Origin of the sequence: Kitasatospora aureofaciens (assembly GCF_019192735.1) — a bacterium.
Lineage (GTDB): Bacteria > Actinomycetota > Actinomycetes > Streptomycetales > Streptomycetaceae > Kitasatospora > Kitasatospora aureofaciens_A.
Genome location: NZ_JAHTKP010000012.1, coordinates 142,734 through 167,643, shown reverse-complemented (window position 1 = coordinate 167,643; position 24,910 = coordinate 142,734). Strand labels below are relative to the sequence as shown.

Below are 24,910 nucleotides of genomic sequence, written 5' to 3'. Positions count from 1 at the left end.
CTCAGTTCCCCTGGGCCAGTTCCAATACCAGCAGGGGGAGTTCGCGGCCGGGGATGGAACCGGACGGCGTGACGCCGATGCGGACCGCGCCCATCGCGCGGTAGAACGGTTCGGCGTTCGGGTCGGAGTCGATGGTGAGACGGCGGCACCCCAGCTCCTCGGCGCGTCCACGGGCACACGCGAAGAGCGCGCGGCCGACCCCGCGGCCGATGACGTCGGGCTCGACGAAGAGCATGTCCAGCTGCGCCTCCGGCGGCGTGCCGGTCACGGTCGCAAAGCCCACCACGCGCTCGCCGTCCTCGGCGACCACCGCCCAGGCGCGCTCGATCGCGGCGGCGTCCAGCGTGAGTTCGTCCCGGCAGGCGGCCATGAACGCCTCGTCGTAGCCCCAGTAGGCCTTGGACCGCAGCGCGATACCGGTGAGCAGCCCAGCCTCCTCCGGCCGCGCGGATCTGATCTGCATGACACCCCTCCGGTCGACGGCCACGTCCGCATTCCGGACGGGCGGCGGCCATTGTCGGCCGCGGACGGCGGGGGCGCCACCGGTTTGCGGCGGCGGGAGGCAACGACGGCACGCGAACCCGCGGAGGCTGCGGGCGAGTTCGGCCCGGGGGCGAAGGGAGCCGGGGTGCAGGGGCTGGTCAGTGGAAGACGCCCGGGGGTGGGATCGGGGACGGGGTCGCGGTGGCGTCCGTGGCCGGGGCGGCGCCGGCGGTGAAGGTGGTGAGGGGGTGGCCATGTTCGACGCGGGCCAGGGCGGCGTCGGTGGCGACGCGGCGGGTGAGGTCGGCGATGGGGAGGGGGGTGTGGGCGGCGGCCAGGATGAGGTTGCCGAAGCGCTTGCCGCGCAGGACGGCGGGGTCTGCGATGAGGCAGAGTTCGGGGAAGACGGCGCCGAGGGTGGCGACCTGGGAGCGCGCGAACGGGAGGGCCGCGCCGTCGGCGATGTTCGCCGTGTACCAGCCGCCGGGGGCGAGGGCGCGGGCGGCGAGGCCGGCGAACTCGACGGTGGTGCAGTGGGCCGGGGTGCGGGCGCCGGAGAAGACGTCGGTGATCACCAGGTCGACGCTGCCCTCGGGGGTGCGCTCCAGCACGCTGCGGGCGTCGGCGCCGCGGACCTTGATCTGCCAGCCGCGTTCCAGCGGCAGTTCGGCGCGGACCAGTTCGGTGAGCGCGGTGTCGATCTCGGCGACCTGCTGCCGGGAGCGCGGCCGGGTGGCCGCGACATAGCGGGCCAGGGTGAGGGCGCCTCCGCCGAGGTGCAGGACGGTGAGCGGGCGGCCGGGCGGGGCGGCGAGGTCGATCAGGTGGCCGAGCCGGCGCTGGTACTCGAAGCCGAGGTGAGTGGGGTCGGCGAGGTCGACCAGCGACTGCGGGGCGCCGTCAATCAGCAGGGACCAGGCGGCGGGCCGGTCGCGGTCGGGGCGGAGCTCGGCCAGGCCGGAGCCGACGGGACGGGTGAGCGGGCCCTGGGCGTGCGTACGGCCGCCCGGTCCGGTGGCCGCGGGCTGCGGTGGTGCGGTCGTCCGACCGCGGTCGGCTCTGCTGCTTCGTCCCATGACAGCCATTATCGGCGGTGGTCCGGGGACGCCTGCGGGCGTGCCGGGTGGATCCGGCCGGAGTGACGGGCTGGGCCCGGCTGGATCCGCACGGCACGCCCGCTAGAACGGGCCGAGGCCGCCGGCGGTCAGTGTGCAGGCGGCCTCGCAGAGGGCGGAGCGGAGCACCCACGCGTCCGTGGGACGGGCGGCGCGGTCGGCGCCGTCGGGGGGCGGCATCACCCAGCGCGGGTCCGAGACGGGCAGCAGCAGGGCGCCGGCCGTACAGGAGCTGCCGGGCAGGTGCCAGGTGTCACAGGTGCCGGCCGGGACGAAGAAGGAGACGGTGCTGCCGTTGCGACTCTGCAGCACGGCCCCGCAGGCGCGGCGCAGGCGCAGGATGTCGACCGCCTCCAGGCCGTGCCGCATGGCGACGGTCACGGTGTCGTAGGCGGCGAGCACGGTGCCCTCCGCCGGGCCGGGGCGGCGGACGGGGCCCGGGCCGCCGCAGGAGGCGCGACCGCCCTCGACCGGCCCCCGGCCGGGGATCCGGTTGTCCGCCGGGTCGGGGAGCAGGGCGGGGACGGCGCCGGCGAGCACACCTCCGACGACCTGTCGGTACTGCGGGAGTCCGGTGGCCATCGCGGGCCCTCCTGTCACCTCGTCGGTTCGGAAGCCGGGCCGCCCTGGCCGCCTGGACCGCCCGGGAGGTGGGGGCCGCCGGGCGGGCGGCGGGGCCGGGGCGGCGACCCGGGCTTCCACGTATCAGGACAACGCGGTACCCGCACCTCAGGCCACGGGGCGCCTTACAGCAAGGCATGGCATTTCATGGCGGATCTCCGCAACAACGCCCGGTTTGTACCGAATTGACCACACATCGGCCGCGAACTCGCTGTGTCCGGCCGGTGACGCCGGGTACTGTCGGTGGCGGGCCGCGGTGATCCATCCGGAGTACCTCGGGCACCACCCCCGCACCACCACGGAGCGCACCATGGCAGCCACCCCACCGGCCGAGCCGACCCGCCCGTCACCCAACACCGTGATGCGCGCACTGCGCGGCGACCGCTCACCCGGCGAGTTCGCCATGGCCGTGCGCCGGGCCGCCCGCGAGATCGGGGAACACGTGTCCTGCGACGCCCGGTACGTCGGGCGGGTCGAGTCCGGTGAGATCCGCTGCCCCAACTACGCCTACGAGCGGGTGTTCCGGCACATGTGGCCGGGCCGTTCGCTCCTCGACCTCGGCTTCTCCCCCAGGACCTCTGTCCGCCGCCGCTCGGCGGACAGCGGCGGGGGCGCCGCGACACCCCCGCTCCACCCACCGTTCCCGACCCTGCCCGCCCCGCGCTCACCCTTCTCCACCCAACTCCCGTACGCTGCCTCGCCGTACGCGGATCCGCCCGCACCCGACGGCCCCTCGTGGCCGAGCGCCGTGGCGGTGCCCCGGGGGCCCGCCGGATCGCAATATCTCGACGAGGAGAACGACGACGTGCGTCGCCGTACGTTCCTGGCCGGCGGCTCCGCCGCCCTGGCCACCGTGATCGGCATCGACCGGCCCGCCGGAGCCGCCACCGGCTCCGGCCCGGGCCGCGGAGCCGCCACCGCCATGCCGATCACCGCCCGACCGGCCCTCGGCGCCGGCGGATTCGCCACCGCCCCGGGCCTGTTCGACCCGGTCGGCGCCTTCGTGCCCGGCCGGCGCGGCCCGGTGCCGCCGCTGCGCAAGGTCGGCACCGCCGAGGTGCTGGGCGTCGAACAGGCCGTCCGGGACATCCGGCTGGCCGACGACGTGCACGGCGGCGACACCCTGTTCGAACTGGCCGGGCGGTCGCTGAGAACCGCGTACGTGCTGCTCAACGAGGGCGACTACAACGCCGAGACGGAGCGCCGGCTCCAGGCCGGGGCCGGTGAACTCGCCATCTCGGTCGGCTGGTTGGCACACGACTCGAACCGGCTCGCGGACGCCCGCTCGCTCTACGCCGAGGCGCTCGCCACCGCCCGGATGGCCGGCGACTCCGCCTTGGAGGCGCACGTCTTCAGCAACAGCGCGTTCCTCGCCCGGGACGCCGGCCGCCCCCGCGAGGCGCTGCGCGCCGCGCAGGCCGGGCAGGTCGCCGCCCGGCAGCTGGACTCCGACCGGCTGCTCGCCCTGCTCGCCATGCGCGAGGCCGGCGGCTGGGCCGTGCTCCAGGATCGCGCCGCCTGCGAACGCGCGCTCGCCCGGGCGTACACGCTGTTCGACCGCGGCCCCTCCGAGGCCGACCCGGAGTGGATGTCCTTCTTCGGCGAGGCCGAGATCGCCGGGCTCCAGTCCCAGTGCTGGTCCGCCCTCGGCGACTGGGACCGGGCCAGCGACCAGGCCCGGCTGGCCATAACGCTCCAGGAGCCGCACTTCGTCCGCAACCGGGTGCTCTACACCGCCGAACTGGCCCACAACCGGCTCGGCCAGGGGGACTTGGCGGGCGCGGCGCACCACGGCTCGGCCGCCGTGGCGCTGTTCGGCGAGGTCCGCTCCGCCCGGATCCGGAGCATGCTGGCGGACACCGCCGAACGGCTGCGGCCGCACACCGCGGTGCCCGAGGTCGGCGGGTTCCTGGCCGCGTACGACCTGGCCTCCGCCGCCTGAGCAGCTCCACATGACGCAGCGTCAGTGGCCGGTGGGCCGCGTCAGTGGCCGGTGGGCCGCGTCAGTGGCCGGTGGGCCGCGTCAGTGGCCGGTGGTCAGGCCCTCCAGGTGGCCGAGGTCGTTCCAGACCTCCACGGCGGGCGCGCCGTACTCCCAGGACAGGACACACAGCGCGGCCGTGCCGAGCTTGAAGCGCTGGGCGTACTCGGGCGGCAGGCCGAGCCAGCGGGCGGTCAGGATGCGCAGCAGGTGTCCGTGCGCGAAGAGGATCACGTCCCGGTCGGCGCAGTGCATGACGGTGGTGTCCGGCTCCGGGACGCCGTGCTCGTCGTTGAGATCGGCGAGGAAGGCGTCCACCCGGGCGGCCACCTCGGAGAGCTTCTCGCCGCCGGGCACGCCGTCGCGCCAGATCAGCCAACCGGGCTGGTCGGTGGCCCGGATGTCCGCGCCGGTCCGGCCCTCGTACTGGCCGTAGTCCCACTCCATGAGCTCGGGGCGCTCCACGGCGCGGTCGCCGAAGCCGGCCAGGGCGCAGGTCTCCTTGGCGCGGCCGAGCGGGCTGGTGTAGACGAGCGCGTCCGGCAGCCCGTTCCAGGGGGCCTTGGCCAGCCGCGCGCCGAGGGCCCGGGCCATCGCGCGGCCCTCCTCGGTGAGCGGGATGTCGGTGCGGCCGGTGTGGCGGCCGGTGGCGGACCACTCGGTCTCGCCGTGGCGGACCAGCACGATTCGGGCGGGCATGGGGGCTCCTTGCAGCGGGGCGGTGGCAGTGGTCGGTCTCACCCTTGAGCACCGGGCTCCATGATCCCTCACCCGGACGGCGGGCACGATCGCGGGCCGGGCAGGAGCAGGAAGGCCGCGGGAGCGGGCCGGGAACGCGCCGGACGGGAGCGGGAAGGCCGGACGGGAGCGGGAAAACGCCGGGCCGCGCCGGATTGTCGGACCCGGATGCGACACTGGGCCGCACCATGAACGTCTCGACGAACGCCCCGTCCCGCGGGCACTCTGAGCCGCTCTCCCAGCGGCTCGCCGAGCTGCGCGGTCCGGCGCCACAGCGCAGTCTGAACGCCCGGTCCCTCGCCGCGCTGGCCGCCAATCCCGGCTGTCACCGCCGCGCCGTGCTCGACGCGGCGGGGGTGGACAAGTCCGCGCTGGCGTCCCGGCTCGGCCGCCCGGCACCGTTCGGGCAGTCCCCGTTCGCGATCGCCCGCGGCGTGATCTTCGAGTCCCGGCTGAAGGCGGACGACTACGCGGCGCTGCTGGAACCGCTCCGCCGCCATCTCGGCCTCCCGGCGGACGGCGGCGCCCCGCTGGTCGTGCCGGACCTGCTGCGCCGCTCCGGCTCCGCCGTCCGGGCCGACCGGACGGCCGAGGCGCTGGCCGCGGCCGCCGCCGACCCGGACGCCTGGACGCTGCTGGACCACCCGCTGCTGCGGCTCGACGTGGCCGGCAGCACCGCCTATCTGGAGCCGGACGCCGTCGTGGTGCACGGCGGGCGGTGCACCGTGGTCGAGATCAAGTCCTTCCCGGTGCTGGACGGCAGCGCGGACCCGGCCAAGGTCGGCGCCGCCGCCCGGCAGGCCGCCGTGTACGTGCTGGCGCTCCAGCACGCGGCCGCCGCCCGCGCCGGCGAGGCGCTCGCGCCGGACCCGTACACCGAGCAGCGGCTGACGGGCAGCCCCCGGCTGAGCGTGCTGCTGGTCTGCCCGAAGGACTTCAGCAACCGGCCGACCGCGGTCGCCGTCGACGTCCGCCGCGAGCTGGCCACCACCCGCCGCCAGCTCAGCCGGATGACCGGCATCGGCCGGCTGCTGGACGCGCTGCCGCCCGGCACCGGCTTCGACCTGGCGGTGGACGAGGACGGCGGTCCGGCCCGCTCCGCCGACGAGCTGGCCACGGCGGTGGAGGCGGTGCCCGCCGCGTACAGCCCGGACTGCCTGTCGACCTGCGAGCTGGGCTTCCACTGCCGGGCGCAGGCGCGCTGCGGCGACCGGGTCGAGCAGCTGGGCCGGGGCGTGCGCGGCGAGCTGGGCAGCATCCGGACGGTGACGGAGGCGCTGGCCGCCGCCACCGCCACGGGCAGCGGCACGGACGAGGCGGCGGAGCGGCTCGCGTACGCGGCTGCGCTGCGCGCCGAAGCACTCGGGGCTGCCGTCCGATGAGCGAGCGGAGCGAGCTCATCATCGAGAGCTGCGTATGGGCGAATGCCCCTGCCGAGCGCAGCGAGGCGGGCGCATGAGCCTCCTTACGACCCTCGCCCGCCTGGAAGCCGTCCGCAGCGGGCGGGCCGAGCCGCTGGCCACCGTCCGGCACCGGCACCTCTCCGACCGCCCGATGGTCGTGGTCCCGCTGACCGCAGCCGGTGAGGCGGGCGCGCCGCTGGCCGTGCTGCTCGGCACCGACCGGGACGCCCCCCGGCTGCACCTGGTGCCGCAGCCGCTCAACCGCACGCTGCGCTTCGACTACCTGGCCGAGCTGGCCGCCGACCTGCTGCCCTACCTGGAGTTCTTCGGCGCCGACGTCGAGCAGATCGAGGGCTCCGAGAAGGACCCGGAGACCGGCGAGAAGACCCAGGTCTTCCGCGAGCTGTGCGCCGACGCGCCGCAGCTGATCGTGCCGAACAGCGCGGGTGTGCACCACCTCGCCCTGATCGGCCGCTCCACCCGGTTCCGCCGTACCGTCGAGGACGACGAGCCGGGGCCGTACCCGGCGCCGGTGCGGGTGCCGCTGCTCGGCCGCTGGCTCACCCACCTCACCGACCGGGCCCAGGTGCCCGGCTCCAGCCTGCTGCTCCCGATGACCGGCCTGCTGGCCCGGCACTGGGCGACCGGCCAGAGCCACCTGGAGGACCAGCACCTGGCCGCCCGGCTGGCCTGGCACTTCCCGCCGGACGGTCTGGCCGGCGCCGAGGCCGCCGAGCGCGCCGAGTCCACCCGGGACGAGCGGGGGCAGCTGCTGCACCCGCCGGCCGGCCCGGCCACCGATCCGCGCTTCGACGAGGTCGTCCTCGGCCCGGCGATCGCCCGCTACGACGCCGCCACCTCGGCGCTGGCTCACAGCACCGAGCAGCGGGACGACTCGGGCGCCGCGCGCGCCCGCGAGGCCGTCCGGGAGGCGATCGAGCAGCTGCGCGGAGTGCTGACCGCCGTCCTACTGCCCACCTGGCACGACGTGTGGCGGGGCATCGACCTGCTGCGCACGCTGCCGCCGGCCGGGCACCTGGAGGAGCGCTGGACCGGCGACCGCTGGTCGTACACCGGCCACCGGGACCGGCTGGCGGCCGGCGAGCCGCCGCAGCCCCGGCAGGACGACGCGGTGACGGCCGCCCGCAAGCTGGCCCAGCGCGAGCGCGAGCAGGCCCGGCTGGACGTCCAGGAGGCGCTGGACGATCCGCTGGCGATGGCCGAACACCGGCTGGCGGGCGAGGCGTTCGCGGGCGTGGTGACCGAGGTGGTGCCGGACTACGACACCACCGGCCGGTCCCCCAAGCCGCGTCCGCTGGTCACCCTCCGCACCGACGACCGCCCGCACGCCGACCTCGGGCGGGAGGCGCACCGCGTCCACGGCCCGTCCACGCAGAAGGCCGAGATCGTCGCGGTCGACCCGGCCGAGGGCAGCATCACGCTGCGGATCCTCTCCGGCATGGGCCGCAAGAAGGAGCCCGAGCCGGGCAGCCTGCCCGAGCCCGGCGAGCTTGTCACGTTCACCCTGTTCGAGCTGACGGTCCGCCAGTCCGCGCCGCTGCCCGAGCCGGACGACACCCCGTGGACGCACGGCGGCCCGCCCGGCGCCGCGCCCGGACCCGTCCCGTCCACCTCAGCCTTCGACGAGTGGGAGTGAGCCGCCGGATGAGCACCGAGGAGGCCCCGGGCGCGGCCGCCGACGCCGCAGTGGCCCGGATCCTGGCGGCCACCGTCCACCCGCAGGCCGGCGCCCCGCGCGGCGTGGTGGTGGACTCGCCGCCCGGCGCCGGGAAGTCGACGCTCGTGGTGCGCGCCGCCCGGGAGCTGGTCACGGCCGGCGAGCGGCTGATGATCGTCGCCCAGACCAACGGCCAGGTGGACGACCTGGTCGGCCGACTCGCCGAGAAGGCGCCGGAGTTGACGATCGGACGGCTGCACGCCGCGGACTCCCGTCCCGGCCCGGAGGTGCTGCGGCACGCCAACGTCACGCCCTCCGACAAGGTCGCAGACCTGGTCGAGCACGACGTGGTGATCTCCACCTCCGCCAAGTGGCAGTGGGTGCGGGCCGAGGCGCCGTGGCGGCACGCGATCGTCGACGAGGCGTACCAGATGCGCTCGGACGCGCTGCTCGCGGCGGCCCGGCTGTTCGAACGGGCGCTGTTCGTCGGCGATCCGGGCCAGCTGGACCCGTTCACCGTGGTCGGCACCGAGCAGTGGGCGGGCCTGTCCTACGACCCGTCGAGCAGCGCCGTGGTCACCATGCTGGCGCACAACCCGCAGATCGAGCCGCACCGGCTGCCGGTCTCCTGGCGGCTGCCGGCCAGCGCGGCGCCGCTGATCTCGGACGCGTTCTACCCGTACACGCCGTTCCGCGCCGGCACCGGCCCGGACGACCGCCGACTCACCGCCGCCGTCCGGCCGGACGGATCCGCGCTGGACGCGGCGATCGACCGGGCCGCCGAGCACGGCTGGGCGCTGCTGGAGCTGCCCGCCCGGCACACCGTGCGGACCGACCCGCAGGCGGTGACGGCCGTCGCGGCCACCGTCCGCCGACTGCTGGAACGCGGGCTGACCGCCCACTCCGAGCAGGGCGAGGCGCCGCTCACCGCGGACCGGATCGCGGTCGGCACCGCCCACCGGGACCAGGCGGCGGCCGTCCGTGCGGCCCTGCTCAAGGCGGGCGTCCCGGTGGACGGCGCGGCCGGCCCGGCGGTCACCGTGGACACCGCCAACCGGCTGCAGGGCCGCGAGTACGACGTCACCGTGGTCCTTCACCCGCTCTCCGGGCGGCCCGACGCCACCGCCTTCCACCTGGAGACGGGCCGACTCTGCGTGCTCGCCTCCCGCCACCGGCACGCGTGCATCGTGGTGGCCCGGGCCGGGATCGCCGAGCTGCTGGACGAGCATCCGTCCACCGAGCCGGTGCAGTTGGGCGTCTCGGTCAAGTTCCCGGACGGCTGGGAGGCGAACCACCAGGTGCTGCACCACCTGACCGGGCACCGGGTGCGGCTGCGGTGACAGGCGCGGATCAGTCCTCGGTCCAGTCCTCGGTTCAGTCCTCGGTCTCGCAGAGGGCGTAGGCCGTGACGACGCCGTGTTCGGCGCGGGCCGACCAGGTGCCGGGGTCGCTCGGGACCGGGGCGTTGACCAGGACGGTGTCGCCCGGGGCGGCCGGGGCGAAGCTGTAGCCGCCGCCGGTCAGGTGGCTGTGGGCGGGGCAGGTCGCCGTCGACCAGCCGGCGGGGGCGCTCTTCGCTCCGGTCACCACGACGGTCGTCTCGGCGGCGACGGCCGCCGTCGCCGCTGCCAGGACAAGAGGCAGGGCGAGGGGCAGGGCGAGGACGGGCAGGGCCTTCCGTGCACGCATGGTTCTCCTTGGGTTGCCGACCGTGGCCGGTAAGTACGCGAACACCCGGAACAACGCCGCAGGCCCGGCCGCGATGACACCACGACGCCGGGACCACCCGAAGGAGTCCGGGGTGCGCCGGGGGCGCACGCGGGGGAATAGCGCCCGCACGCGCACCGTTCCGTCATCGGCCGCCGCCGCGCGACAATGGACGACGGCCCCGACCGGGCGGCGCGTCCCGGAGCAACCCGCCGTCCGCCCCTCATCGAGCACCCGGAGGTGTCGTTCCATGCCCGACTCCCACGCGATGGCGTCCGATCCCGGCGGTCCGTCCGCGCCCGCCCGGCGGCGGCGTCCGGCACAGCTGCTGTTCGAGCCGCAGTCGGCCGAGCCGGAGGCGGAACGCTTCTTCGACCTGGAGTCGATCGACGACCCGGCGGAGCTGCTGCGCCGCTCGACCGAGCTGGCGCTGGCCTTCCGCGCCGCCGCCGAGCGGGCCACGGACTTCCAGGCGGTCGCCGCCGCGCAGCTGGCGGACCCGCGCCGGTTCGACGCGCTGTCGGACGCCGAGATCGCGGAGCGGGCGGACTGGACCCCCGACTACGCCGCCAAGATGATCGAGTACGGCCGCGGCCTGCTCCAGCCGCGCCGCCACGAGGACTGAGCGCAGGGGGACTGAGCACGCGCGGGCCAAGCAGACCGTCGGGAACGCGCCGCTGGCATATGCGCGGCGGGAAGGGTACGCCGTTCCCCGCCGCCCTGTCCGGCAAACGGCGCTTTCCGCCCGGTCGGGCGCGCGCACCGCGCACGCTGCTGTGCGTGGACATCTGGACGCATCAGTCGGTGGAGTACGTCACGGTGGCCGGGGAGGCCTGGCTGGCCTCGGCGAGCGAGTACCCGCGCAGCATGCGCGCGCTGTGGGAGTCCCGTCCGTGGGCGCCCTCGGTGCTGCCCTGCGGGCGGGCGTTCGACGTGATCAGCATGCCGTCCCTGTTCGGCCGCCGGGTGCTGGACGAGCTGTGGGCCTCCGGGCCGGGCTGCGGGCCGGTCGCGGTCTACCGGGGGCGGACCCTGCTGTTCGTCCAGCCGGGCGCGGCGGCCCGGCTGCGCCGGCTGCTGGCCTGGGAGGAGTGGGCCCGGGACGTGCCGCCGCTGCTGTGCCACGGCAAGGGCGACGCGGTGACGGTGCCGCCGGTGCAGCGGATGGTGAACGGCCCGGACTCCCCCGGCCTGGGCGCGGGCCGGTGGATCGTCGCGCCGGAGGACCGGGAGCCGTGGCTGCCGGGCGCGTCGGTGGTGCTGTGGGCGTGCGTCCGGGCGGTGCGGGAGCCGGCCGCGGCGGGTTCCGCCGGGGCGGCGACCGTGACCGGCGGGTGAACTCCGCACGACCGGTATTCGATTTTGGCCCGGGCCGGGGCCGCTGCTAGAGTTTTCTCTGTCAGCAGGCGCCGCTAGCTCAGTTGGTTAGAGCAGCTGACTCTTAATCAGCGGGTCCGGGGTTCGAGTCCCTGGCGGCGCACAGACAGCCGAGAGGCCCCTTGCGAAAGCGAGGGGCCTCTCGGCATTTCCGGACGCACGATCGTCCAAAAACCGGGGCGGATCACACAAAGCGGGCGGATCGCACAAAGAAACCGGGCCGCCCGCCGGAAAGGCGGACGGCCCCGGTTCCGGTGGCTCAGCCGGCTCAGCGCCCGCGCAGCGCGCGGTAGCGGGCGACCAGCTCGGCGGTGGAGCTGTCCAGTTGCTCGGCGCCCTCGCCGGTGAGCAGCACCGGCTCGATCCGCTTGGCGAGCACCTTGCCCAGCTCGACGCCCCACTGGTCGAAGGAGTCGATGTTCCAGATCGCGCCCTGGACGAACACCTTGTGCTCGTACAGCGCGACCAGCTGGCCGAGCACGGAGGGGGTCAGCCGGCCGGCCAGGATGGTGGTGGTCGGGTGGTTGCCCTTGAAGGTCTTGTGCGGGACGAGCTCGGCCGGCACGCCCTCGGCCGCGACCTCCTCCGCCGTCTTGCCGAAGGCCAGCGCCTGGGTCTGGGCGAAGAAGTTGGCCAGCAGCAGGTCGTGCTGGGCGACCAGACCGGGCAGCAGGTCGGCGACGGGCTCGGCGAAGCCGATGAAGTCGGCCGGGATCACCTTGGTGCCCTGGTGCAGCAGCTGGTAGTAGGCGTGCTGGCCGTTGGTGCCGGGGGTGCCCCAGACCACCGGGCCGGTCTGCCAGTTCACCGGGTTGCCGTCGCGGTCCACCGACTTGCCGTTGGACTCCATGTCGAGCTGCTGGAGGTAGGCGGTGAACTTGGACAGGTAGTGCGAGTAGGGCAGCACGGCGTGCGCCTGGGCGTCGAAGAACGCGCCGTACCAGACGCCCAGCAGGCCGAGCAGCAGCGGGACGTTCTGCTCCGGCGGGGCGGTGCGGAAGTGCTCGTCGACCAGGTGGAAGCCGTCGAGCATCTCGCGGAACGCGTCCGGGCCGATGGCGATCATCAGCGAGAGGCCGATCGCCGAGTCGTAGGAGTAGCGGCCGCCGACCCAGTCCCAGAACTCGAACATGTTGGCCGTGTCGATGCCGAAGTCCTGCACGCCGTGGGCGTTGGTGGACAGCGCGACGAAGTGCTTGGCCACCGCCTCGGTGCCGGCGCCCAGACCGGTGAGCAGCCAGTCGCGGGCGGAGACCGCGTTGGTGATGGTCTCGATGGTGGTGAAGGTCTTCGAGGCGACGATGAACAGCGTCTCGGCCGGGTCGAGGTCGCGGACCGCCTCGTGCAGGTCGGCGCCGTCCACGTTGGAGACGAAGCGGACGTCGAGGTCGCGCTTGGCGAAGGAGCGGAGCACCTCGTAGGCCATGGCGGGGCCGAGGTCGGAGCCGCCGATGCCGATGTTGACGACGGTGCGGATCGGCTTGCCGGTGTGGCCGCGCCACTCGCCGCCGCGGACCCGGTCGGCGAAGGCGGCCATCTTGTCGAGGACCGCGTGCACGCCGGGCACCACGTTCTCGCCGTCGACCTCGACGACGGCTCCGCGCGGGGCGCGCAGCGCGGTGTGCAGGACGGCGCGGTGCTCGGTGTTGTTGATCTTCTCGCCGCGGAACATCGCGTCCCGCAGCCCGGCGACGCCGGTGGCGGCGGCGAGCTCGCGCAGCAGCTCCAGCGTCTCGTCGGTGACCAGGTGCTTGGCGTAGTCCACGTGCAGGTCGCCGACCTGGAGGGTGTAGCGGCGGCCTCGCTCCGGGTCGGCGGCGAACAGCTCGCGCAGGTGCGTGTCGCCCAGCTCGGCCCGGTGCTTGCCGAGGGCGGCCCACTGCGGGGTGCGGTCGAGCGGGGTGCGGGCGTCGGCGCGGGTCTCCGCCATCGGTATTCCTCGATTCATCTGGGTGCAGATACCGGCAGGGCCAGGCGGTGAGGGTTTCGCGAGGTCGTCCGGGTACTGGTGGTGCGCCGACTCCGTTGCCGGCCCGCCCGGAGTCAGCCTATGCAACGTCGGAGCACCCCGCGCACATTCCGTTCGGTCACGTCCGGGGTGCGGTGAACGTCAGGTGTACGGACGCCGCGTCACGTCCGGTCGGAGTCACGTCCGGTCGGGTCACGTCCGGTCGGGTCAGTTCCGCTCGGAGTCACTCCCGGTCGGAGTCACGTCCGGTCCGAGCGCAGGTCGAGCCCGCGCAGCACCTGGTCGACGAGTTCCGGGTCGGCGCCGGCCTCGCTGCGGGCCGTCAGCATCTCGCGCCGAGAGGCGGCGATCATCTCCTGCTCGACCTCCCGGGCGGCCCGCCACTGGGAGAGGCGCAACTTGGCCTCGGCGGCCTCCTCCTCGGCGTACTTCTCGGGGCAGAGCCGGGCCAGCCGGTCGTGCTGACGGTCCCGCAGCCGGTCGGCGACCTCGGCGGGCAGCCGGTCCTGCTTCTCCAGTTCGCCGAGCCGGGTGAGCCCGGCCTTGGCGGCGCGCCACCACAGCTGACGGACGGCCTGCTCGTGCTTGTCCTGGTCGAGGTCGAGCTGGAAGCGCTTGGCCAGCCAGGGCAGGGTGAGGCCCTGGACGAGCAGGGTGAACAGCACCACGCTGAAGGCGATGAAGACCAGCCGGCCGCGCTCGGGGAAGTCCTGGCCGGAGTGGACGGTGAGCGGGATGGCCAGGGCGAGGGCGACGGTGGCGACCCCGCGCATGCCGGACCACCAGAGCACCGCGCTCTCCCGCCAGCTGATCGGGGTGTCCTCGTCGTCCCCCGCGCGCAGCCGCTTCGACAGCCAGCCGGCCGGGAGCAGCCAGATCAGCCGGACCACGACGACGACCGCGATCACCATGGCGGCGTCGCCGAGGAAGCCGGTCCAGCCGCGGCCGGCCTCCTTGAGCACGGTGGCGAGTTCGAGGCCGATCAGGCCGAAGGCGACGCCGGTGATGAGGATCTCGACGACCTCCCAGAAGGCGTTGCCGACCAGCCGGTAGGAGACGGCGTCCGCGTCGGCGGCCCGCTCGGCGAGGTAGAGCGCGCAGACCACGACGGCGAGTACGCCGGAGCCGTGGATCTCCTCGGCGATGGCGTAGGCGGCGAACGGCACCAGGAGGTTGAGTGCGACCTGCTGGGTCGGGTCCTCCAGGCGCTCGGCGAGCTTGGCGTTGAGCCAGCCGAGGGCGACGCCGACGACGACGGCGAGCACCGCGGAGAGGACGAAGCGCAGGATGGCATGGCCGGCCGAGAAGTCGCCGCTGACCACCGCGTCGATGGCCAGCGAGTAGATGACGATCGCGGTGACGTCGTTGAACAGGCCTTCGCTCTCCAGGATCGCCACCAGCCGGCGGGGCAGGCCGACACTGCCGGCCACCGCGACGGCCGCGACCGGGTCGGGCGGGGAGACCAGCGCGCCGAGGGCGACGGCGGCGGCGAGCGGCAGGGCGGGCAGCAGCCAGTGCACCGTGCCGGCCACGGCGACGGTGGTGACCACGACCAGGGCGACGGCGAGCAGCAGGATCGAGCGGACGTTGGCCTTGAAGTAGCGCACCGAGGAGCGCCGGGCGACGGCGAAGATCAGCGGCGGCAGGACCAGCGGCAGGATCAGCTCGGGCTCGATGGAGATGTCCGGGATCTGCGGGACGAGCGCCATGACGATGCCGAGCAGGGTCATCAGGACCGGCTGCGGGACGCCGGTTCGCCGGGCGAGCGGCAAGGTGACCACGGAGGCGAGCAGCACCAGGAAGAGCAGGGGCAGCTGGCCCACGGGGAGGTTCCTCTCGACGACGGACGGCTGAGCGCCGCCCAGGATAAATCTGACAATGCGCCCATCTATGGCAACACGTCGGGTGGGGCTTGACCTCAAGCGCGCTTCAGGTCCGATGATCGGGAAGCACCACCCGCACGGTCGATCGAGAGGCAGGAACACCATGAAGGCAGTCACCGTCCCCGAGCCCGGCGGACCCGAGGTCCTGCGGGTCGCCGAGGTGCCCACTCCGGCGGCCGGGCCGGGCGAGGTGCGGGTGCGGGTGTACGCGGCCGGGGTGCAGCCGGTGGACCTGGCCATCCGGGAGGGCTTCCGGCCGCCGGGGGCCGTGATCGGGTCGCCGCTCGTCCTCGGCAACGAGTTCGCCGGCGTGGTCGACCAGCTCGGGCCGGGCAGCTACGGCTGGGAGGTCGGCGACGAGGTGCTCGGCTTCCAGGTGCTGAACAGCCAGGCGGAGTTCGTCACCGTGGACACCTCCCACCTGGTCGCCAAGCCGGCCGGAATGCCCTGGGAGCAGGCGGGGTCGCTCTCCGCCTCCGGCCAGACCGCACACATGGCGCTCGGCCTGCTCAAGGTCGGCAAGGGCGACACCGTGCTGGTGCACGGCGCCTCCGGCGGGGTCGGCACGGTGGCCGTCCAGCTCGCCCGGGCCTGGGGAGCGACGGTGATCGGCACCGCGAGCGAGCGCAACCACGCGTACCTGCGCGAGCTGGGCGCGATCCCGGTCGCGTACGGCGAGGGCCTGGTGGAGCGGGTCCGGGCGGTGGCGCCGCAGGGTGTGGACGCCGCGCTCGACGCCGCCGGGCGGGGCGCGCTGGAGGCCTCGGTCGAGCTGGTCGCGGACAAGGACCGGATCGGGACGATCGTCGACTACGCGACCGCCGAGCGGCTCGGGCTGCGGCAGCTGCGCGCGGAGCGGACGGCGGCCCGGCTGGCCGAGCTGGTCGAGCTGTGGGAGACGGGCGGGCTGCGGCTGGAGGTGGCCGAGACCTTCCCGCTGGAGCGCGCCGCCGACGCCCACCGGATGGTGGCCACCGGGCACGTCCGGGGAAAGGTCGTCCTGACCCCGTGACGCTGCGCGGGGCAGGGCCGTCCCGGCCTCATAACGCTCCGCGCATGGCCGTCCGGGCCGATTGTGTGTTTCGGCTGCTGACCAGGTAATGTTCTCCACGTCAGCAGGCGCCGCTAGCTCAGTTGGTTAGAGCAGCTGACTCTTAATCAGCGGGTCCGGGGTTCGAGTCCCTGGCGGCGCACAGACAGCCGAGAGGCCCCTTGCGAAAGCGAGGGGCCTCTCGGCGTTTCCGGCCGGCACCTCCCGGGTGGCAGGAGCCGAAGCCTCTCCGGATGGCAGGAAAGGTGGGAAACAGGTCATTGCTGCCACCCCGGCCCACTGACAGGCTGGCCGCATGAGAACACGCAGCGTGCTCGTCGTCCTCTATGACGGCGTGCAGAGCCTGGACGTGACCGGCCCCCTGGAGGTGTTCGCGGGAGCGGGCACCGCCGCCGGGGAGCCGGACGCGTACCGGGTGACGACCGCTGCCCAGGGCGGCGAGCCGGTGCGGACGTGCAGCGGGCTGCGGCTGCTCCCGGACGAGGACCTGGCCGACGTCGGGCCGGTGCACACCCTGGTGATCCCCGGCGGGGACGGCACCCGGGACCCGGACCCGGCGCTGGTCGCGCGGATCCGGGAGCTGGCCGGCCGGGCCGAGCGGGTGGTGTCGGTGTGCACCGGCGCCTTCCTGCTCGCCGCGGCCGGGCTGCTGGCCGGGCGCCGGGCGACCACGCACTGGGCGTACTGCGACGCGCTGGCCCGGCGCTTCCCGGACATCGAGGTCGACCCCGACCCGATCCACGTCCGGGACGGGCACATCGCCACCTCCGCCGGGGTCACCGCCGGGATCGACCTGGCGCTGGCCCTGGTCGAGGAGGACCTCGGCCGCGACACCGCGCTGCTGATCGCCCGTCACCTGGTGGTGTTCCTGCGCCGGCCCGGCAACCAGGCCCAGTTCAGCACCCAGCTGGCCGCCCAGGTCGCGGCCCGCCACCCGCTGCGCGAGGTCCAGCAGTGGATCGCCGAGCACCCGGAGGACGACCTCTCGGTCGAGACGCTGGCCCGCCGCTCGGCCCTGTCGCCGCGGCACTTCGCCCGCGCCTTCACCGCCGAGGTCGGGGTGACCCCGGGCCGGTACGTGGACGGCGTCCGGCTGGAGGCCGCCCGGCGCCGGCTGGAGGACACCGACGACGGGATCGAGGAGATCGCCCGCGCCTGCGGCTACGGCACCCCGGAGGCGATGCGGCGCGCCTTCGTCCGGGCCCTGGCCGCGCCGCCCGCCGAGTACCGACGCCGCTTCCGCCCCAACCGAACCCCCTGCCCGACCGGAGAGGACCACTGATGCGCATCGCCTTCCTGCTGTACAAGGACTTCACCGCCCTGGACGTCGTCGGCCCGTACGAGGTGCTGTCGCGCATCCCCGGCGCCGAGGTGGTGTTCACCGCCGCCCGGCGCGGCCCGGTGCGCACCGACATGACGAGCCTGGCGCTCACCGCGGACGCCGCCCTGGACGAGGTCGACTCGGCCGACGTCCTGCTCATCCCCGGCGGGCCCGGGACGGCGGAACTGCTGGCGGACGAGGCGCTGCTCGACTGGGTGCGCGCCGTGGACGCGACCACCACGTGGACGACGTCCGTCTGCTCGGGCTCCCTGCTGCTCGGCGCCGCCGGGCTGCTCACCGGCCGCCGGGCCACCTCGCACTGGATCTGCCTCGACCAGCTGCCCCGGTTCGGCGCCGAGCCGGCCTCCGACCGGGTCGTCGTCGACGGCAAGTACGCGACCGCCGCCGGGGTCTCGGCCGGGATCGACCTGGCGCTGTCGCTGACCGGGCGGCTGGCCGGGGACGCGACCGCGGAGGCGATCCAGCTGGTCATCGAGTACGACCCGCAGCCGCCGTACTCGGCGGGCTCCACCGCGACCGCGCCCGCCGGGCTGGTGGAGTCGCTGCGCGCCGGCGACCTCGTCGTCGGCTGAGCCGGCGACCTGGTCGTGAGCCAGGCGCGGCGGGCGGGGAAGCCGTGCGCGCGGGCGCCGAGGAGCACGGCGAGGACGGCGAGGACGGCGAGCATCAGCACGGCATCGCAGGAGTCGGCCGGCGACCGAACTGGGCGGGACCCGGACCGGTCCGGACCCACCCCGCGGCCCGCCCCGGTTGCCGGGTGTGACACCCCGTCGAAGGATGGAGGGGTGACCCCGCCCGGCTACCTCCGCTACCCCCACCTGTACGGGGACCTGCTCGCCTTCACCGCCGAGGACGACGTCTGGCTCGCCCCGCTGGAGGCCGGCGCCGCCACCGGCCGGGCCTGGCGGCTCACCTGCGACCGCACCCGGGTCAGCCACCCCCGGTTCTCCCCCGACGGCCGCACCCTCGCCTGGACCAGCTGGCTCAGCCTGACCCCCGAGGTGTGGACCGCCCCCACCGCCGGCGGCGAGGCCCGGCGGCTCAGCCACTGGGGCAGCCAGGACACCCGGGTGCGCGGCTGGCTGCCGGACGGCGAGGTGCTCGCCGTCACCTCCTTCCACGAGCCCTTCGGCCACTACACCTGGGCGCACGCGCTGCCCCCGGACGGCTCTCCCGGCCGCCGGATGCCCTGGGGACCGGTCGGCGACGCCCAGATGAGCCGCGAGCGCACCGTCCTGCTCACCGGCGCCGCCCCGCACGAACCCGCCGCCTGGAAGCGCTACCGCGGCGGCGCCACCGGGCGGCTCTGGGCGGACGGCGAGCAGATCCTCGCCGGGCACCGGGGCCACCTGGCCTCACCCATGCCGGTCGGCGATCCCCCCAACGAGAGAATCGCCTTCCTCTCCGACCACGAGGGCGTCGGCAACCTCTACTCCTGCCGCCCCGACGGCACTGACCTGCGCCGGCACACCGACCACGCCTCCTACTACGCCCGCGAGGCCGCCAGCGACGGCACCCGGATCGTCTACCAGCACGCCGGCGACCTCTGGCTGCTGGAGAGCCTGGACGCCCCCGGGCCGCGCCGGCTGCACGTGCCGCTCGGCGGGTCCCGGGCCGGCCGCCGCCCGTACCAGGTCGGTGCCGCGAGCCAGGTCAAGGACCTGGCCTGCGACCAGACCGGCCGGGCCGGGGTGATCACCGTGCGTGGCAGCCAGTACTGGCTCACCCACAAGGACGGCCCGGCCCGCGCGCTCGCCGACACCCCCGGCGTGCGCACCCGGCTGCCGGTGATCCTCGGGCACACCGGTGAGGCCGCCTGGATCACCGACGCCGAGGGCGCCGACGCCGTCGAGGTGATGCCGCTGCCCGGGCACGACGGCAGCGAGAAGCACCGCCACCGGGTGCTCGCCGCCGGGCGGCTCGGCCGCGTCCTGGAGCTCACCGCCTCCCCCGACGGCAGCCACCTCGCCGCCGCCGCGTCGGACGGGCGGCTGCTGCTGGTCGCCACCACCGACGGCGCCGTCCGCGAAGTCGCCGCCTCCGGGTACGGGCCGGTCTCCAGCGCCCGCTTCTCCCCCGACTCGCACTGGATCGCCTGGTCCCAGCCGGCCGCCGGACGCTCGCTGCGCCGCATCCGGCTCACCCGCACCGACGCGCCCGCGCCGATCACCGACGTCACCGACGGGCGGTTCGAGGACGAGCAGCCGGTGTTCACCCGGGACGGCCGCTACCTGGCCTTCCTGTCCTGGCGCGGCTTCGACCCGGTCCACGACGTGCACACCGGTGACCTCTCCTTCCCGCTCGGCTGCCGCCCCTACCTCGTCCCGCTCACCGCCGACGCCCCGTCCCCGTTCGCCGCGCCCGCCGAGGACGGGACCCCGCGCGGCGACGGCGGCGGCGACGGCACCGTCCGGGTCGACCCGCAGGGCATCGGCGAGCGGCTGCTGCAGTTCCCGGTGATCGCCTCCAAGTACTCGGCCACCGACGCGGTGCGCGGCGGCCTGGTCTGGCTGCGCTGGCCGATCTCCGGCACCCTCGGGCAGACCTTCGCCAGCCCGGAGGACACCTCCGGGCGCCCCTCGCTGGAGCACTTCGACCTGGCCCGGGGCACCCGCACCACCCTGGTCGACAAGCTCGACGGCTATGCCGTCTCCGGCGACGGCGGCTCGATCGCGGTCTACTCGGCCGGCACCCTGCGGATCGTCCCGGTCGGTGTCCCCTCCGCCGGCACCCCGGTGGACCTGCGTCGGATCACCCACACCGTGCACCCGGCCGCCGAGTGGCGCCAGGCCTACCACGAGGCCGCCCGGATCGTCCGGGACCAGTTCTGGGACGCCCGGATGTCCGGCCTGGACTGGCCCGCCCTGATCGCCCAGTACGAGCCGCTGCTCGACCGGATCGCCGGGCCGGACGACTTCGCCGACCTGCTGCGCGAACTCCTCGGCGAACTCGGCACCTCGCACGCCTACGTCACCCCGTCCCGGCGCGCCGAGGGCCCCTCGCTCGCCCAGCAGCCGCTCGGCCTGCTCGGCGCCACCGCGCACCGCTCCCCCGACGGCCGCTGGCTGGTCGACCGGGTGCTGCCCGGCGAGTCCTCCGACCCGCGCGCCCGCGCCCCGCTCGCCGCCCAGGGCGTCCGGGACGGCGACGAACTCCTGGAGATCGGCGGGCGCCCGGTGGACCCCCTCCGCGGCCCGCTCCCGCTGCTGGCCGGCACCGGCGGCAGCACCGTCGAACTGAGCCTGCGCAGCGGCCCGGACGCCCCGGTGCGACGGATCACCGTCACCCCGCTGACCGACGAGCAGCCCCTCCGCTACCAGGACTGGGTGGTCAAACGCCGGTCCCTGGTACGGGAGTTCAGTGACGGCCGGTGCGGCTACCTGCACATCCCCGACCTCGGCGGCTCCGGCTGGGCACAGTTCAACCGCGACCTGCGGCGCGAACTGGACAAGCCCGCGCTCGTCCTCGACGTCCGCGGCAACGCCGGGGGCAACGTCTCCGAACTCGTCCTGGAGAAACTCACCCGGCGGGTCCTCGCCTGGGACTTCAGCCGCGGCCGGCAGCCCGTCCGGTGGCCGCGCAACGCGCCGCGCGGCCCGGTGGTCGCGCTCGCCGACGAGGCCACCAGCTCGGACGGGGACGTGATCATCGCGGCGATCAAGCTGCTCGGGCTCGGGCCGGTGGTCGGCACCCGCACCTGGGGCGGGGTGGTCGGGATGACCGGGCGGCACACCCTCGGCGACGGCACCCAGATCTCGGTGCCGAAGAACGCCTCCTGGTTCACCGGCGGGCTCGGCTGGTCGGTGGAGAACCACGGCGTCGAGCCGGACGTGCACGTGCTGCGCGGCCCGCAGGACTGGGCCCGGGGGCGACACCCGGAGCTGACCACCGCCGTCCAGCTGGCGCTGGAGCTGCTGGAGGACGTGCCCGCCGCGGCGCCCCCGCCGGACGACACCCCCCGGCCCGACCTGCGGCGCCCGCCGCTGCCGCCCCGGGCGCGCTGAGCCCGGGGCGGCGGTGGCGTGTCCTACCGGATCGATCCGCTACAGGATCAATCCCAGGGGTCGCCTTCGGCCGTCATGTTCTCGGCGGCACGCCGGTCGGCCTCCTCCTGCGCGCGCTGCGCCGACTCGCGCGACTCACGGGTCCGCTCGATCTCGGGACTGAACGCGTCGGCGGCCTCGTCGTGAGCGAGGGCGGCACGCTGGGCGGCGTCCCCCATCGCGGAGGTGTCCTGTTCCTGATGGCGGCCGACCGAGCCTCGCTCGTCCTCGCTCGACTCGTGCGCCTTGTGGCGGAACCTGTCGAAGATGCCCATGACTCCTCCTCCGGACGGATACCGGGCTGCCCCCACTCTCACATTGTGACCAGAACGGCGCACCTTGAGCCTTTGGTCCCGGGAGAACGCGTCCAGGGGCCGTAGCCGTCCGGCCGGAGGCGGGCGGAGGGTGGAGCCGTCAGCCGGTCTGACGTCGCCCAGGAGGACTGCCGTGACCGTCGCCCACTCCGAAACACCCGCCCGGCGTGCCGCCGAGGAGACGCCCGGCGGACCGCGCCGACTGGTCGGGCCGCTGGCCGCGCTGGACGGGCGGCTGCCCGGCCCGCACGACCTGCTGCTGATGCAGTGCCCCAGCTCGCTGCGCCCGCTCGGCGGCGGGGAACTCCCCGACTGGGCACGGGCCGTGCTGCGGGCGCACCCGTGGGTGACGGTCGGCCGCGCGCCCGCCGTGGCCGGCTCCCGGGTGGACACCCCGCACCCGGTGCGCTGCACCCGGGACGTCACGGCGGCGCCCGAGCAGTGGATCCCGGTGACCGTACGCGGCCCCAGCGCGGGCAACTGCTGAACGTGCTGGCGCCGTGGGCGGCCGTCGCCCGCACGTTCCGGCCCGAGCGGCTGGCCGCCCGGCGGGCGCTGCTCGCGCCCGAGCGGGTGGCGGCGATCCCGGCGCTGGCCCTGCTGCCGGCGGTCGGCGAGCTGCCGGCGGACCACCGGCTGGCCTGGGGCCCGATCGGCGCGGTCGGCTACGAGCTGGGCACCGGCACGCCGGTGGCCGGGCCGCTCAGCCCGCTGCGGCTGGTGCTGCGCGCCCCGCAGCCGGTCAGCCGGCGGGACGCGCTCCAGCTGCGGCGCTCGTTCAGCAAGCTGCCCGTACCCGTGCAGGCCGAGCTGGAGACCCGGCACGGCGCGGTGCTGCTGGCCGACTACGCGGCGGCGCCGCCGGCGCTCACCCTGCTGACGCCGGACGGGCCCCGGGAGGTCCACGATCCGTGGTTCCCCTGGGGCCCGTTCGCGTGAGCTGCCGTATCAGTTGGGCCGGTTGGGCGGCCGGGACGCCCGAGGCCGACGACGGGGCACCGGAGCAAGCTCTCGGGCCAAGGCGTACGGGCCCGCCGCCCGCTGGAGTCTGGCCATTGCCTCGTACAACTCGGCGTGAAGTGCGTCCCGGGTGGCCTCGCGGCACGTCTCGCGGACGTGCCGCTCCTCCGCGAGTATCTGCGCGACCGCCGCGACCGCTTGGCGTCTTTTGGGGCTGAGCCACAGAACCGGTGGCGTGAACTGCAAGTAGGCGCCCCAGACCCATGACCAGGTGATCCGAGGCTCACGCATCAGGCCGAGGATCGTGCGGCCGAGGAAAGCGAGACGAGAGCGCGGGTTCCGGTCCACTTCGAGCATCGGCATCACGGTTCGCCCATCGCCCGACGCTGGAGCCTGCGGCCGAGGACGACCAGGGATTCCTCGAACGGTTGGTCCGCGAGGTAGGCCGACGACCAGGCGACACCCCACCGGGCGCACTGCGGGCAGTTCCACGTCTGCCCGGCCGAGTTGGCATCGTTGAACAGATCGACCGGCGCACCACAGGCCGACGCGGGACAGGTCGGAGGGCTGGTCATCGGTGGCGGTCCCGCCTGAGCCGCCGCTGGGTGGCCCGCCGGATGATGGGTTCGGACGCGACGATGCCGAGCATGAGGACGGCGGCGAATGTCATCAGGCAGACCAACACCGTGGCGACGCTCGGCGGACCGGGAAGGACCCAGGTCACGGCGGCCGCTGCGCCGCCACTCAGTGCACCGATGATGCCGACTGCAACCAACACGTCAGCACCAAACGCGGGTTGGCGCTTCACGCGACGCCCTCGTCGGCGCCGAGCCGGCCACGGGGTTTGGCGGGAACGATGTGGACGACCAGCGTCGGCCCGCCCGGAAGGGGTCGGATACCGGTGGGGTCGACCGTCCGCTCCACCCCACCGCCCACCGGCCGCACGTAGGCGAGCCCGCCCCGCGTGTCCATGTAGACGACGTTCTTGTCGGTCGTCACGTCCTTGACCAGCTCGCCGACCTGCGGGCGATAGGGCGACCCAGCGGGGAACTTCTTGCGCGTCACGGCAGCAACTCCTTTCCGTAGTGCGATGACTACCCAGGGCTGCCAACTGTGCTTTATAGTCGACGGTGCCTTCAACCTTTCATCAGGGAAGGAATAGGAGCTAACAATCATGAACCGCAAGGAACTTGATCCGGACTCCTCACCTGCCGCAAAGTTTGGCGCGCAACTTCGCGAGCTACGAGAGGCACGCGGTTGGACTCAGGACCACCTGGCCACGCTCACCGGGTACTCGTCCGTACACGTGTCCGCCATCGAAACTGGCCGCAAACCTCCAACCGAGCGATTCTCCAGAAGGCTTGACGAAGCATTCGAGACTCCGGGGCAGTTCGAACGGGAGTGGCGCAACGCAGGGCGGCGCGTCCTGCTTGAGGGATTCGCCGAGTACCTGCGCAGCGAGGCTGACGCGGTGGCACTTCGACTGTTCGAGATCAACATCATCCCGAGCCTCTTCCAAACCCCCGCCTACGCGAGGGCATATCAGGAAGCACGAGTTCGCCGAGGACGGGCAACCCAGCAGCAGGCCGACGAACGGCTCGCGTTGCTGCTGCATCGGCAGCAACGTCTCAACCGGCAGCCTGCGCCCCGGGTCCACGCGGTCATAGATGAAGGCTGCCTACACCGAGCCATCGGGGGCCGTGATGTCATGATGGAGCAGCTCCTACACCTGGAGGAACTGGCGGTTCAACCTCAGATCGTTGTCCAGGTCAGCCCGTTCTCACTCGGTGAGGACAGGCCGTTCGGGCTTCCAATCACCTTGCTGACCATGCCGAACAGGACCATCGTGGGGTACGGCGAGACGCAGCGGCGGGGCTTCCTCGAACGCGATCCGGAGACGCTGGCCGAGTGGACCGGTGAGTACGATCAACTGCAAGTCGAGGCGTTGTCCCGGGCAGCGAGTCGAGAGTTCATCCGGCGAGTTCGAAGGGGATTTGAGAATGAATGACCCAACGCGCGCCAAGTGGCGCAAGAGCACATACAGCGTCCAGGAAGGGCAGTGCGTGGAGGTGGCGGACGGGCTTCCCGGCCAGATGCCGGTGCGGGACAGCAAGGACCCTGATGGCCCGGCCTTGATCTTCCCGGCCGAGGCCTGGCAGTCCTTCGTCTCCGCCATCCGAGCCGACGAGTTCGGCACGGTCTGACGCACCTCGCAAGCTGCCCCGAGGCCCCACTACCCACGGCC

At 74.2% G+C, this 24,910-nt stretch carries 25 protein-coding genes and 2 tRNA genes; 16 read left to right on the top strand and 11 right to left on the bottom strand.

What is annotated here, in order from left to right:
* Nucleotide 1: 1 nt before the first annotated feature.
* From KV557_RS15635 to KV557_RS15625, 3 genes are all read right to left on the bottom strand, one after another.
* Nucleotides 2-463: a GNAT family N-acetyltransferase gene (locus tag KV557_RS15635; protein ID WP_218200525.1), complete on the bottom strand. Its 462-nt coding sequence runs from the start codon at nucleotides 461-463 to the stop codon at nucleotides 2-4.
* Between the two features lie 178 nt (nucleotides 464-641).
* A complete protein-coding gene (locus KV557_RS15630) occupies nucleotides 642-1,559 on the bottom strand; it encodes a spermidine synthase (protein ID WP_218200523.1) in 918 nt (305 codons plus the stop codon).
* 102 nt (nucleotides 1,560-1,661) lie between these two features.
* Nucleotides 1,662-2,180, bottom strand: a complete 519-nt coding sequence (locus tag KV557_RS15625; RefSeq protein ID WP_256177439.1) for a hypothetical protein — start codon at nucleotides 2,178-2,180, stop codon at nucleotides 1,662-1,664.
* Between the two features lie 349 nt (nucleotides 2,181-2,529).
* Between KV557_RS15625 and KV557_RS42615 the strand changes: the two genes are divergently transcribed.
* Nucleotides 2,530-4,161, top strand: coding sequence for a tetratricopeptide repeat protein (locus KV557_RS42615; protein ID WP_256177438.1), 1,632 nt, complete (start codon nucleotides 2,530-2,532; stop codon nucleotides 4,159-4,161).
* A gap of 81 nt (nucleotides 4,162-4,242) precedes the next feature.
* On the opposite strand, the gene KV557_RS15615 is transcribed toward KV557_RS42615, so the two are convergent.
* Nucleotides 4,243-4,899: a histidine phosphatase family protein gene (locus KV557_RS15615; protein WP_218200521.1), complete on the bottom strand. Its 657-nt coding sequence runs from the start codon at nucleotides 4,897-4,899 to the stop codon at nucleotides 4,243-4,245.
* Between the two features lie 227 nt (nucleotides 4,900-5,126).
* Between KV557_RS15615 and KV557_RS15610 the strand changes: the two genes are divergently transcribed.
* The 3 genes from KV557_RS15610 (at nucleotide 5,127) to KV557_RS15600 (ending at nucleotide 9,359) form a co-directional block, all read left to right on the top strand.
* Nucleotides 5,127-6,320 carry a hypothetical protein gene (locus KV557_RS15610; protein ID WP_218200520.1) on the top strand — a complete coding sequence of 398 codons (1,194 nt, stop codon included), beginning with the start codon at nucleotides 5,127-5,129 and terminating at the stop codon, nucleotides 6,318-6,320.
* 73 nt (nucleotides 6,321-6,393) lie between these two features.
* On the top strand, nucleotides 6,394-7,998 hold the full coding sequence (locus KV557_RS15605; protein ID WP_218200518.1) for a hypothetical protein: 1,605 nt from the start codon (nucleotides 6,394-6,396) through the stop codon (nucleotides 7,996-7,998).
* An 8-nt stretch (nucleotides 7,999-8,006) separates the two neighbouring features.
* Nucleotides 8,007-9,359, top strand: a complete 1,353-nt coding sequence (locus KV557_RS15600; protein ID WP_218200516.1) for an AAA domain-containing protein — start codon at nucleotides 8,007-8,009, stop codon at nucleotides 9,357-9,359.
* Between the two features lie 34 nt (nucleotides 9,360-9,393).
* On the opposite strand, the gene KV557_RS15595 is transcribed toward KV557_RS15600, so the two are convergent.
* Nucleotides 9,394-9,708, bottom strand: a complete 315-nt coding sequence (locus KV557_RS15595) for a hypothetical protein (RefSeq protein WP_218200514.1) — start codon at nucleotides 9,706-9,708, stop codon at nucleotides 9,394-9,396.
* Nucleotides 9,709-9,976: 268 nt separating this feature from the next.
* Between KV557_RS15595 and KV557_RS15590 the strand changes: the two genes are divergently transcribed.
* The 3 genes from KV557_RS15590 to KV557_RS15580 all read left to right on the top strand — a co-directional run bounded on the left by KV557_RS15590 (nucleotide 9,977) and on the right by KV557_RS15580 (nucleotide 11,206).
* Nucleotides 9,977-10,351 carry a hypothetical protein gene (locus KV557_RS15590; protein ID WP_256177437.1) on the top strand — a complete coding sequence of 125 codons (375 nt, stop codon included), beginning with the start codon at nucleotides 9,977-9,979 and terminating at the stop codon, nucleotides 10,349-10,351.
* A gap of 155 nt (nucleotides 10,352-10,506) precedes the next feature.
* Complete coding sequence (locus KV557_RS15585) at nucleotides 10,507-11,064, top strand: bifunctional DNA primase/polymerase (RefSeq protein WP_308129918.1); 558 nt, start codon at nucleotides 10,507-10,509, stop codon at nucleotides 11,062-11,064.
* A 68-nt stretch (nucleotides 11,065-11,132) separates the two neighbouring features.
* Nucleotides 11,133-11,206: transfer RNA gene (locus KV557_RS15580), tRNA-Lys, on the top strand.
* Between the two features lie 165 nt (nucleotides 11,207-11,371).
* Here the strand turns inward: KV557_RS15580 and pgi are convergent.
* Complete coding sequence (gene pgi / locus KV557_RS15575; RefSeq protein WP_218200511.1) at nucleotides 11,372-13,033, bottom strand: glucose-6-phosphate isomerase; 1,662 nt, start codon at nucleotides 13,031-13,033, stop codon at nucleotides 11,372-11,374.
* 278 nt (nucleotides 13,034-13,311) lie between these two features.
* Nucleotides 13,312-14,895: a Na+/H+ antiporter gene (locus tag KV557_RS15570; RefSeq protein WP_308129917.1), complete on the bottom strand. Its 1,584-nt coding sequence runs from the start codon at nucleotides 14,893-14,895 to the stop codon at nucleotides 13,312-13,314.
* Nucleotides 14,896-15,058: 163 nt separating this feature from the next.
* Between KV557_RS15570 and KV557_RS15565 the strand changes: the two genes are divergently transcribed.
* The 5 genes from KV557_RS15565 (at nucleotide 15,059) to KV557_RS15545 (ending at nucleotide 21,352) form a co-directional block, all read left to right on the top strand.
* Nucleotides 15,059-15,967 carry an NADP-dependent oxidoreductase gene (locus KV557_RS15565; RefSeq protein WP_218200507.1) on the top strand — a complete coding sequence of 303 codons (909 nt, stop codon included), beginning with the start codon at nucleotides 15,059-15,061 and terminating at the stop codon, nucleotides 15,965-15,967.
* Nucleotides 15,968-16,074: 107 nt separating this feature from the next.
* Nucleotides 16,075-16,148 (top strand) — tRNA-Lys (locus KV557_RS15560).
* 153 nt (nucleotides 16,149-16,301) lie between these two features.
* Nucleotides 16,302-17,288 carry a GlxA family transcriptional regulator gene (locus KV557_RS15555; RefSeq protein ID WP_218200505.1) on the top strand — a complete coding sequence of 329 codons (987 nt, stop codon included), beginning with the start codon at nucleotides 16,302-16,304 and terminating at the stop codon, nucleotides 17,286-17,288.
* Nucleotides 17,288-17,920, top strand: a complete 633-nt coding sequence (locus KV557_RS15550) for a DJ-1/PfpI family protein (protein ID WP_218200503.1) — start codon at nucleotides 17,288-17,290, stop codon at nucleotides 17,918-17,920. Before KV557_RS15555 ends, KV557_RS15550 begins: the two co-directional genes overlap by 1 nt.
* Nucleotides 17,921-18,133: 213 nt before the next feature.
* Entirely contained in the window at nucleotides 18,134-21,352 is a 3,219-nt protein-coding gene (locus tag KV557_RS15545; protein WP_308129916.1) for a S41 family peptidase, read from the top strand.
* Nucleotides 21,353-21,399: 47 nt separating this feature from the next.
* On the opposite strand, the gene KV557_RS15540 is transcribed toward KV557_RS15545, so the two are convergent.
* Nucleotides 21,400-21,666, bottom strand: a complete 267-nt coding sequence (locus KV557_RS15540; protein WP_218200501.1) for a hypothetical protein — start codon at nucleotides 21,664-21,666, stop codon at nucleotides 21,400-21,402.
* A 172-nt stretch (nucleotides 21,667-21,838) separates the two neighbouring features.
* Between KV557_RS15540 and KV557_RS15535 the strand changes: the two genes are divergently transcribed.
* Together KV557_RS15535 and KV557_RS15530 are read left to right on the top strand one after the other, a co-directional pair.
* Entirely contained in the window at nucleotides 21,839-22,192 is a 354-nt protein-coding gene (locus KV557_RS15535) for a hypothetical protein (protein WP_218200498.1), read from the top strand.
* Nucleotides 22,193-22,194: 2 nt separating this feature from the next.
* Entirely contained in the window at nucleotides 22,195-22,644 is a 450-nt protein-coding gene (locus KV557_RS15530) for a phosphoribosyl-dephospho-CoA transferase MdcG domain-containing protein (RefSeq protein WP_218200496.1), read from the top strand.
* A gap of 383 nt (nucleotides 22,645-23,027) precedes the next feature.
* Here the strand turns inward: KV557_RS15530 and KV557_RS15525 are convergent, their stop codons facing one another.
* Genes KV557_RS15525 through KV557_RS15515 form a run of 3 tightly spaced genes read right to left on the bottom strand, consistent with a single transcriptional unit; the run spans nucleotide 23,028 to nucleotide 23,730 of the window.
* Nucleotides 23,028-23,240, bottom strand: a complete 213-nt coding sequence (locus KV557_RS15525; protein ID WP_218200494.1) for a hypothetical protein — start codon at nucleotides 23,238-23,240, stop codon at nucleotides 23,028-23,030.
* On the bottom strand, nucleotides 23,237-23,473 hold the full coding sequence (locus KV557_RS15520; RefSeq protein ID WP_218200492.1) for a hypothetical protein: 237 nt from the start codon (nucleotides 23,471-23,473) through the stop codon (nucleotides 23,237-23,239). The genes KV557_RS15525 and KV557_RS15520 overlap by 4 nt, the downstream gene beginning before the upstream one ends.
* Nucleotides 23,470-23,730 carry a hypothetical protein gene (locus KV557_RS15515; RefSeq protein WP_218200490.1) on the bottom strand — a complete coding sequence of 87 codons (261 nt, stop codon included), beginning with the start codon at nucleotides 23,728-23,730 and terminating at the stop codon, nucleotides 23,470-23,472. The genes KV557_RS15520 and KV557_RS15515 overlap by 4 nt, the downstream gene beginning before the upstream one ends.
* A 109-nt stretch (nucleotides 23,731-23,839) precedes the next feature.
* Between KV557_RS15515 and KV557_RS15510 the strand changes: the two genes are divergently transcribed.
* Both KV557_RS15510 and KV557_RS15505 read left to right on the top strand, forming a co-directional pair.
* Nucleotides 23,840-24,673, top strand: a complete 834-nt coding sequence (locus tag KV557_RS15510) for a helix-turn-helix domain-containing protein (protein WP_218200488.1) — start codon at nucleotides 23,840-23,842, stop codon at nucleotides 24,671-24,673.
* Nucleotides 24,666-24,869: a DUF397 domain-containing protein gene (locus KV557_RS15505; protein ID WP_218200487.1), complete on the top strand. Its 204-nt coding sequence runs from the start codon at nucleotides 24,666-24,668 to the stop codon at nucleotides 24,867-24,869. Before KV557_RS15510 ends, KV557_RS15505 begins: the two co-directional genes overlap by 8 nt.
* The last annotated feature ends 41 nt before the right edge of the window (nucleotides 24,870-24,910 follow it).

Bases quoted from the DNA above. Each gene is read 5' to 3' on its own strand.
- KV557_RS15635 (WP_218200525.1), bottom strand. From the start codon at position 463: ATGCAGATCAGATCCGCGCGGCCGGAGGAGGCTGGGCTGCTCACCGGT.
- KV557_RS15630 (WP_218200523.1), bottom strand. From the start codon at position 1,559: ATGGGACGAAGCAGCAGAGCCGACCGCGGTCGGACGACCGCACCACCG.
- KV557_RS15625 (WP_256177439.1), bottom strand. From the start codon at position 2,180: ATGGCCACCGGACTCCCGCAGTACCGACAGGTCGTCGGAGGTGTGCTC.
- KV557_RS42615 (WP_256177438.1), top strand. From the start codon at position 2,530: ATGGCAGCCACCCCACCGGCCGAGCCGACCCGCCCGTCACCCAACACC.
- KV557_RS15615 (WP_218200521.1), bottom strand. From the start codon at position 4,899: ATGCCCGCCCGAATCGTGCTGGTCCGCCACGGCGAGACCGAGTGGTCC.
- KV557_RS15610 (WP_218200520.1), top strand. From the start codon at position 5,127: ATGAACGTCTCGACGAACGCCCCGTCCCGCGGGCACTCTGAGCCGCTC.
- KV557_RS15605 (WP_218200518.1), top strand. From the start codon at position 6,394: ATGAGCCTCCTTACGACCCTCGCCCGCCTGGAAGCCGTCCGCAGCGGG.
- KV557_RS15600 (WP_218200516.1), top strand. From the start codon at position 8,007: ATGAGCACCGAGGAGGCCCCGGGCGCGGCCGCCGACGCCGCAGTGGCC.
- KV557_RS15595 (WP_218200514.1), bottom strand. From the start codon at position 9,708: ATGCGTGCACGGAAGGCCCTGCCCGTCCTCGCCCTGCCCCTCGCCCTG.
- KV557_RS15590 (WP_256177437.1), top strand. From the start codon at position 9,977: ATGCCCGACTCCCACGCGATGGCGTCCGATCCCGGCGGTCCGTCCGCG.
- pgi (WP_218200511.1), bottom strand. From the start codon at position 13,033: ATGGCGGAGACCCGCGCCGACGCCCGCACCCCGCTCGACCGCACCCCG.
- KV557_RS15565 (WP_218200507.1), top strand. From the start codon at position 15,059: ATGAAGGCAGTCACCGTCCCCGAGCCCGGCGGACCCGAGGTCCTGCGG.
- KV557_RS15555 (WP_218200505.1), top strand. From the start codon at position 16,302: ATGAGAACACGCAGCGTGCTCGTCGTCCTCTATGACGGCGTGCAGAGC.
- KV557_RS15550 (WP_218200503.1), top strand. From the start codon at position 17,288: ATGCGCATCGCCTTCCTGCTGTACAAGGACTTCACCGCCCTGGACGTC.
- KV557_RS15540 (WP_218200501.1), bottom strand. From the start codon at position 21,666: ATGGGCATCTTCGACAGGTTCCGCCACAAGGCGCACGAGTCGAGCGAG.
- KV557_RS15525 (WP_218200494.1), bottom strand. From the start codon at position 23,240: ATGACCAGCCCTCCGACCTGTCCCGCGTCGGCCTGTGGTGCGCCGGTC.
- KV557_RS15510 (WP_218200488.1), top strand. From the start codon at position 23,840: ATGAACCGCAAGGAACTTGATCCGGACTCCTCACCTGCCGCAAAGTTT.
- KV557_RS15505 (WP_218200487.1), top strand. From the start codon at position 24,666: ATGAATGACCCAACGCGCGCCAAGTGGCGCAAGAGCACATACAGCGTC.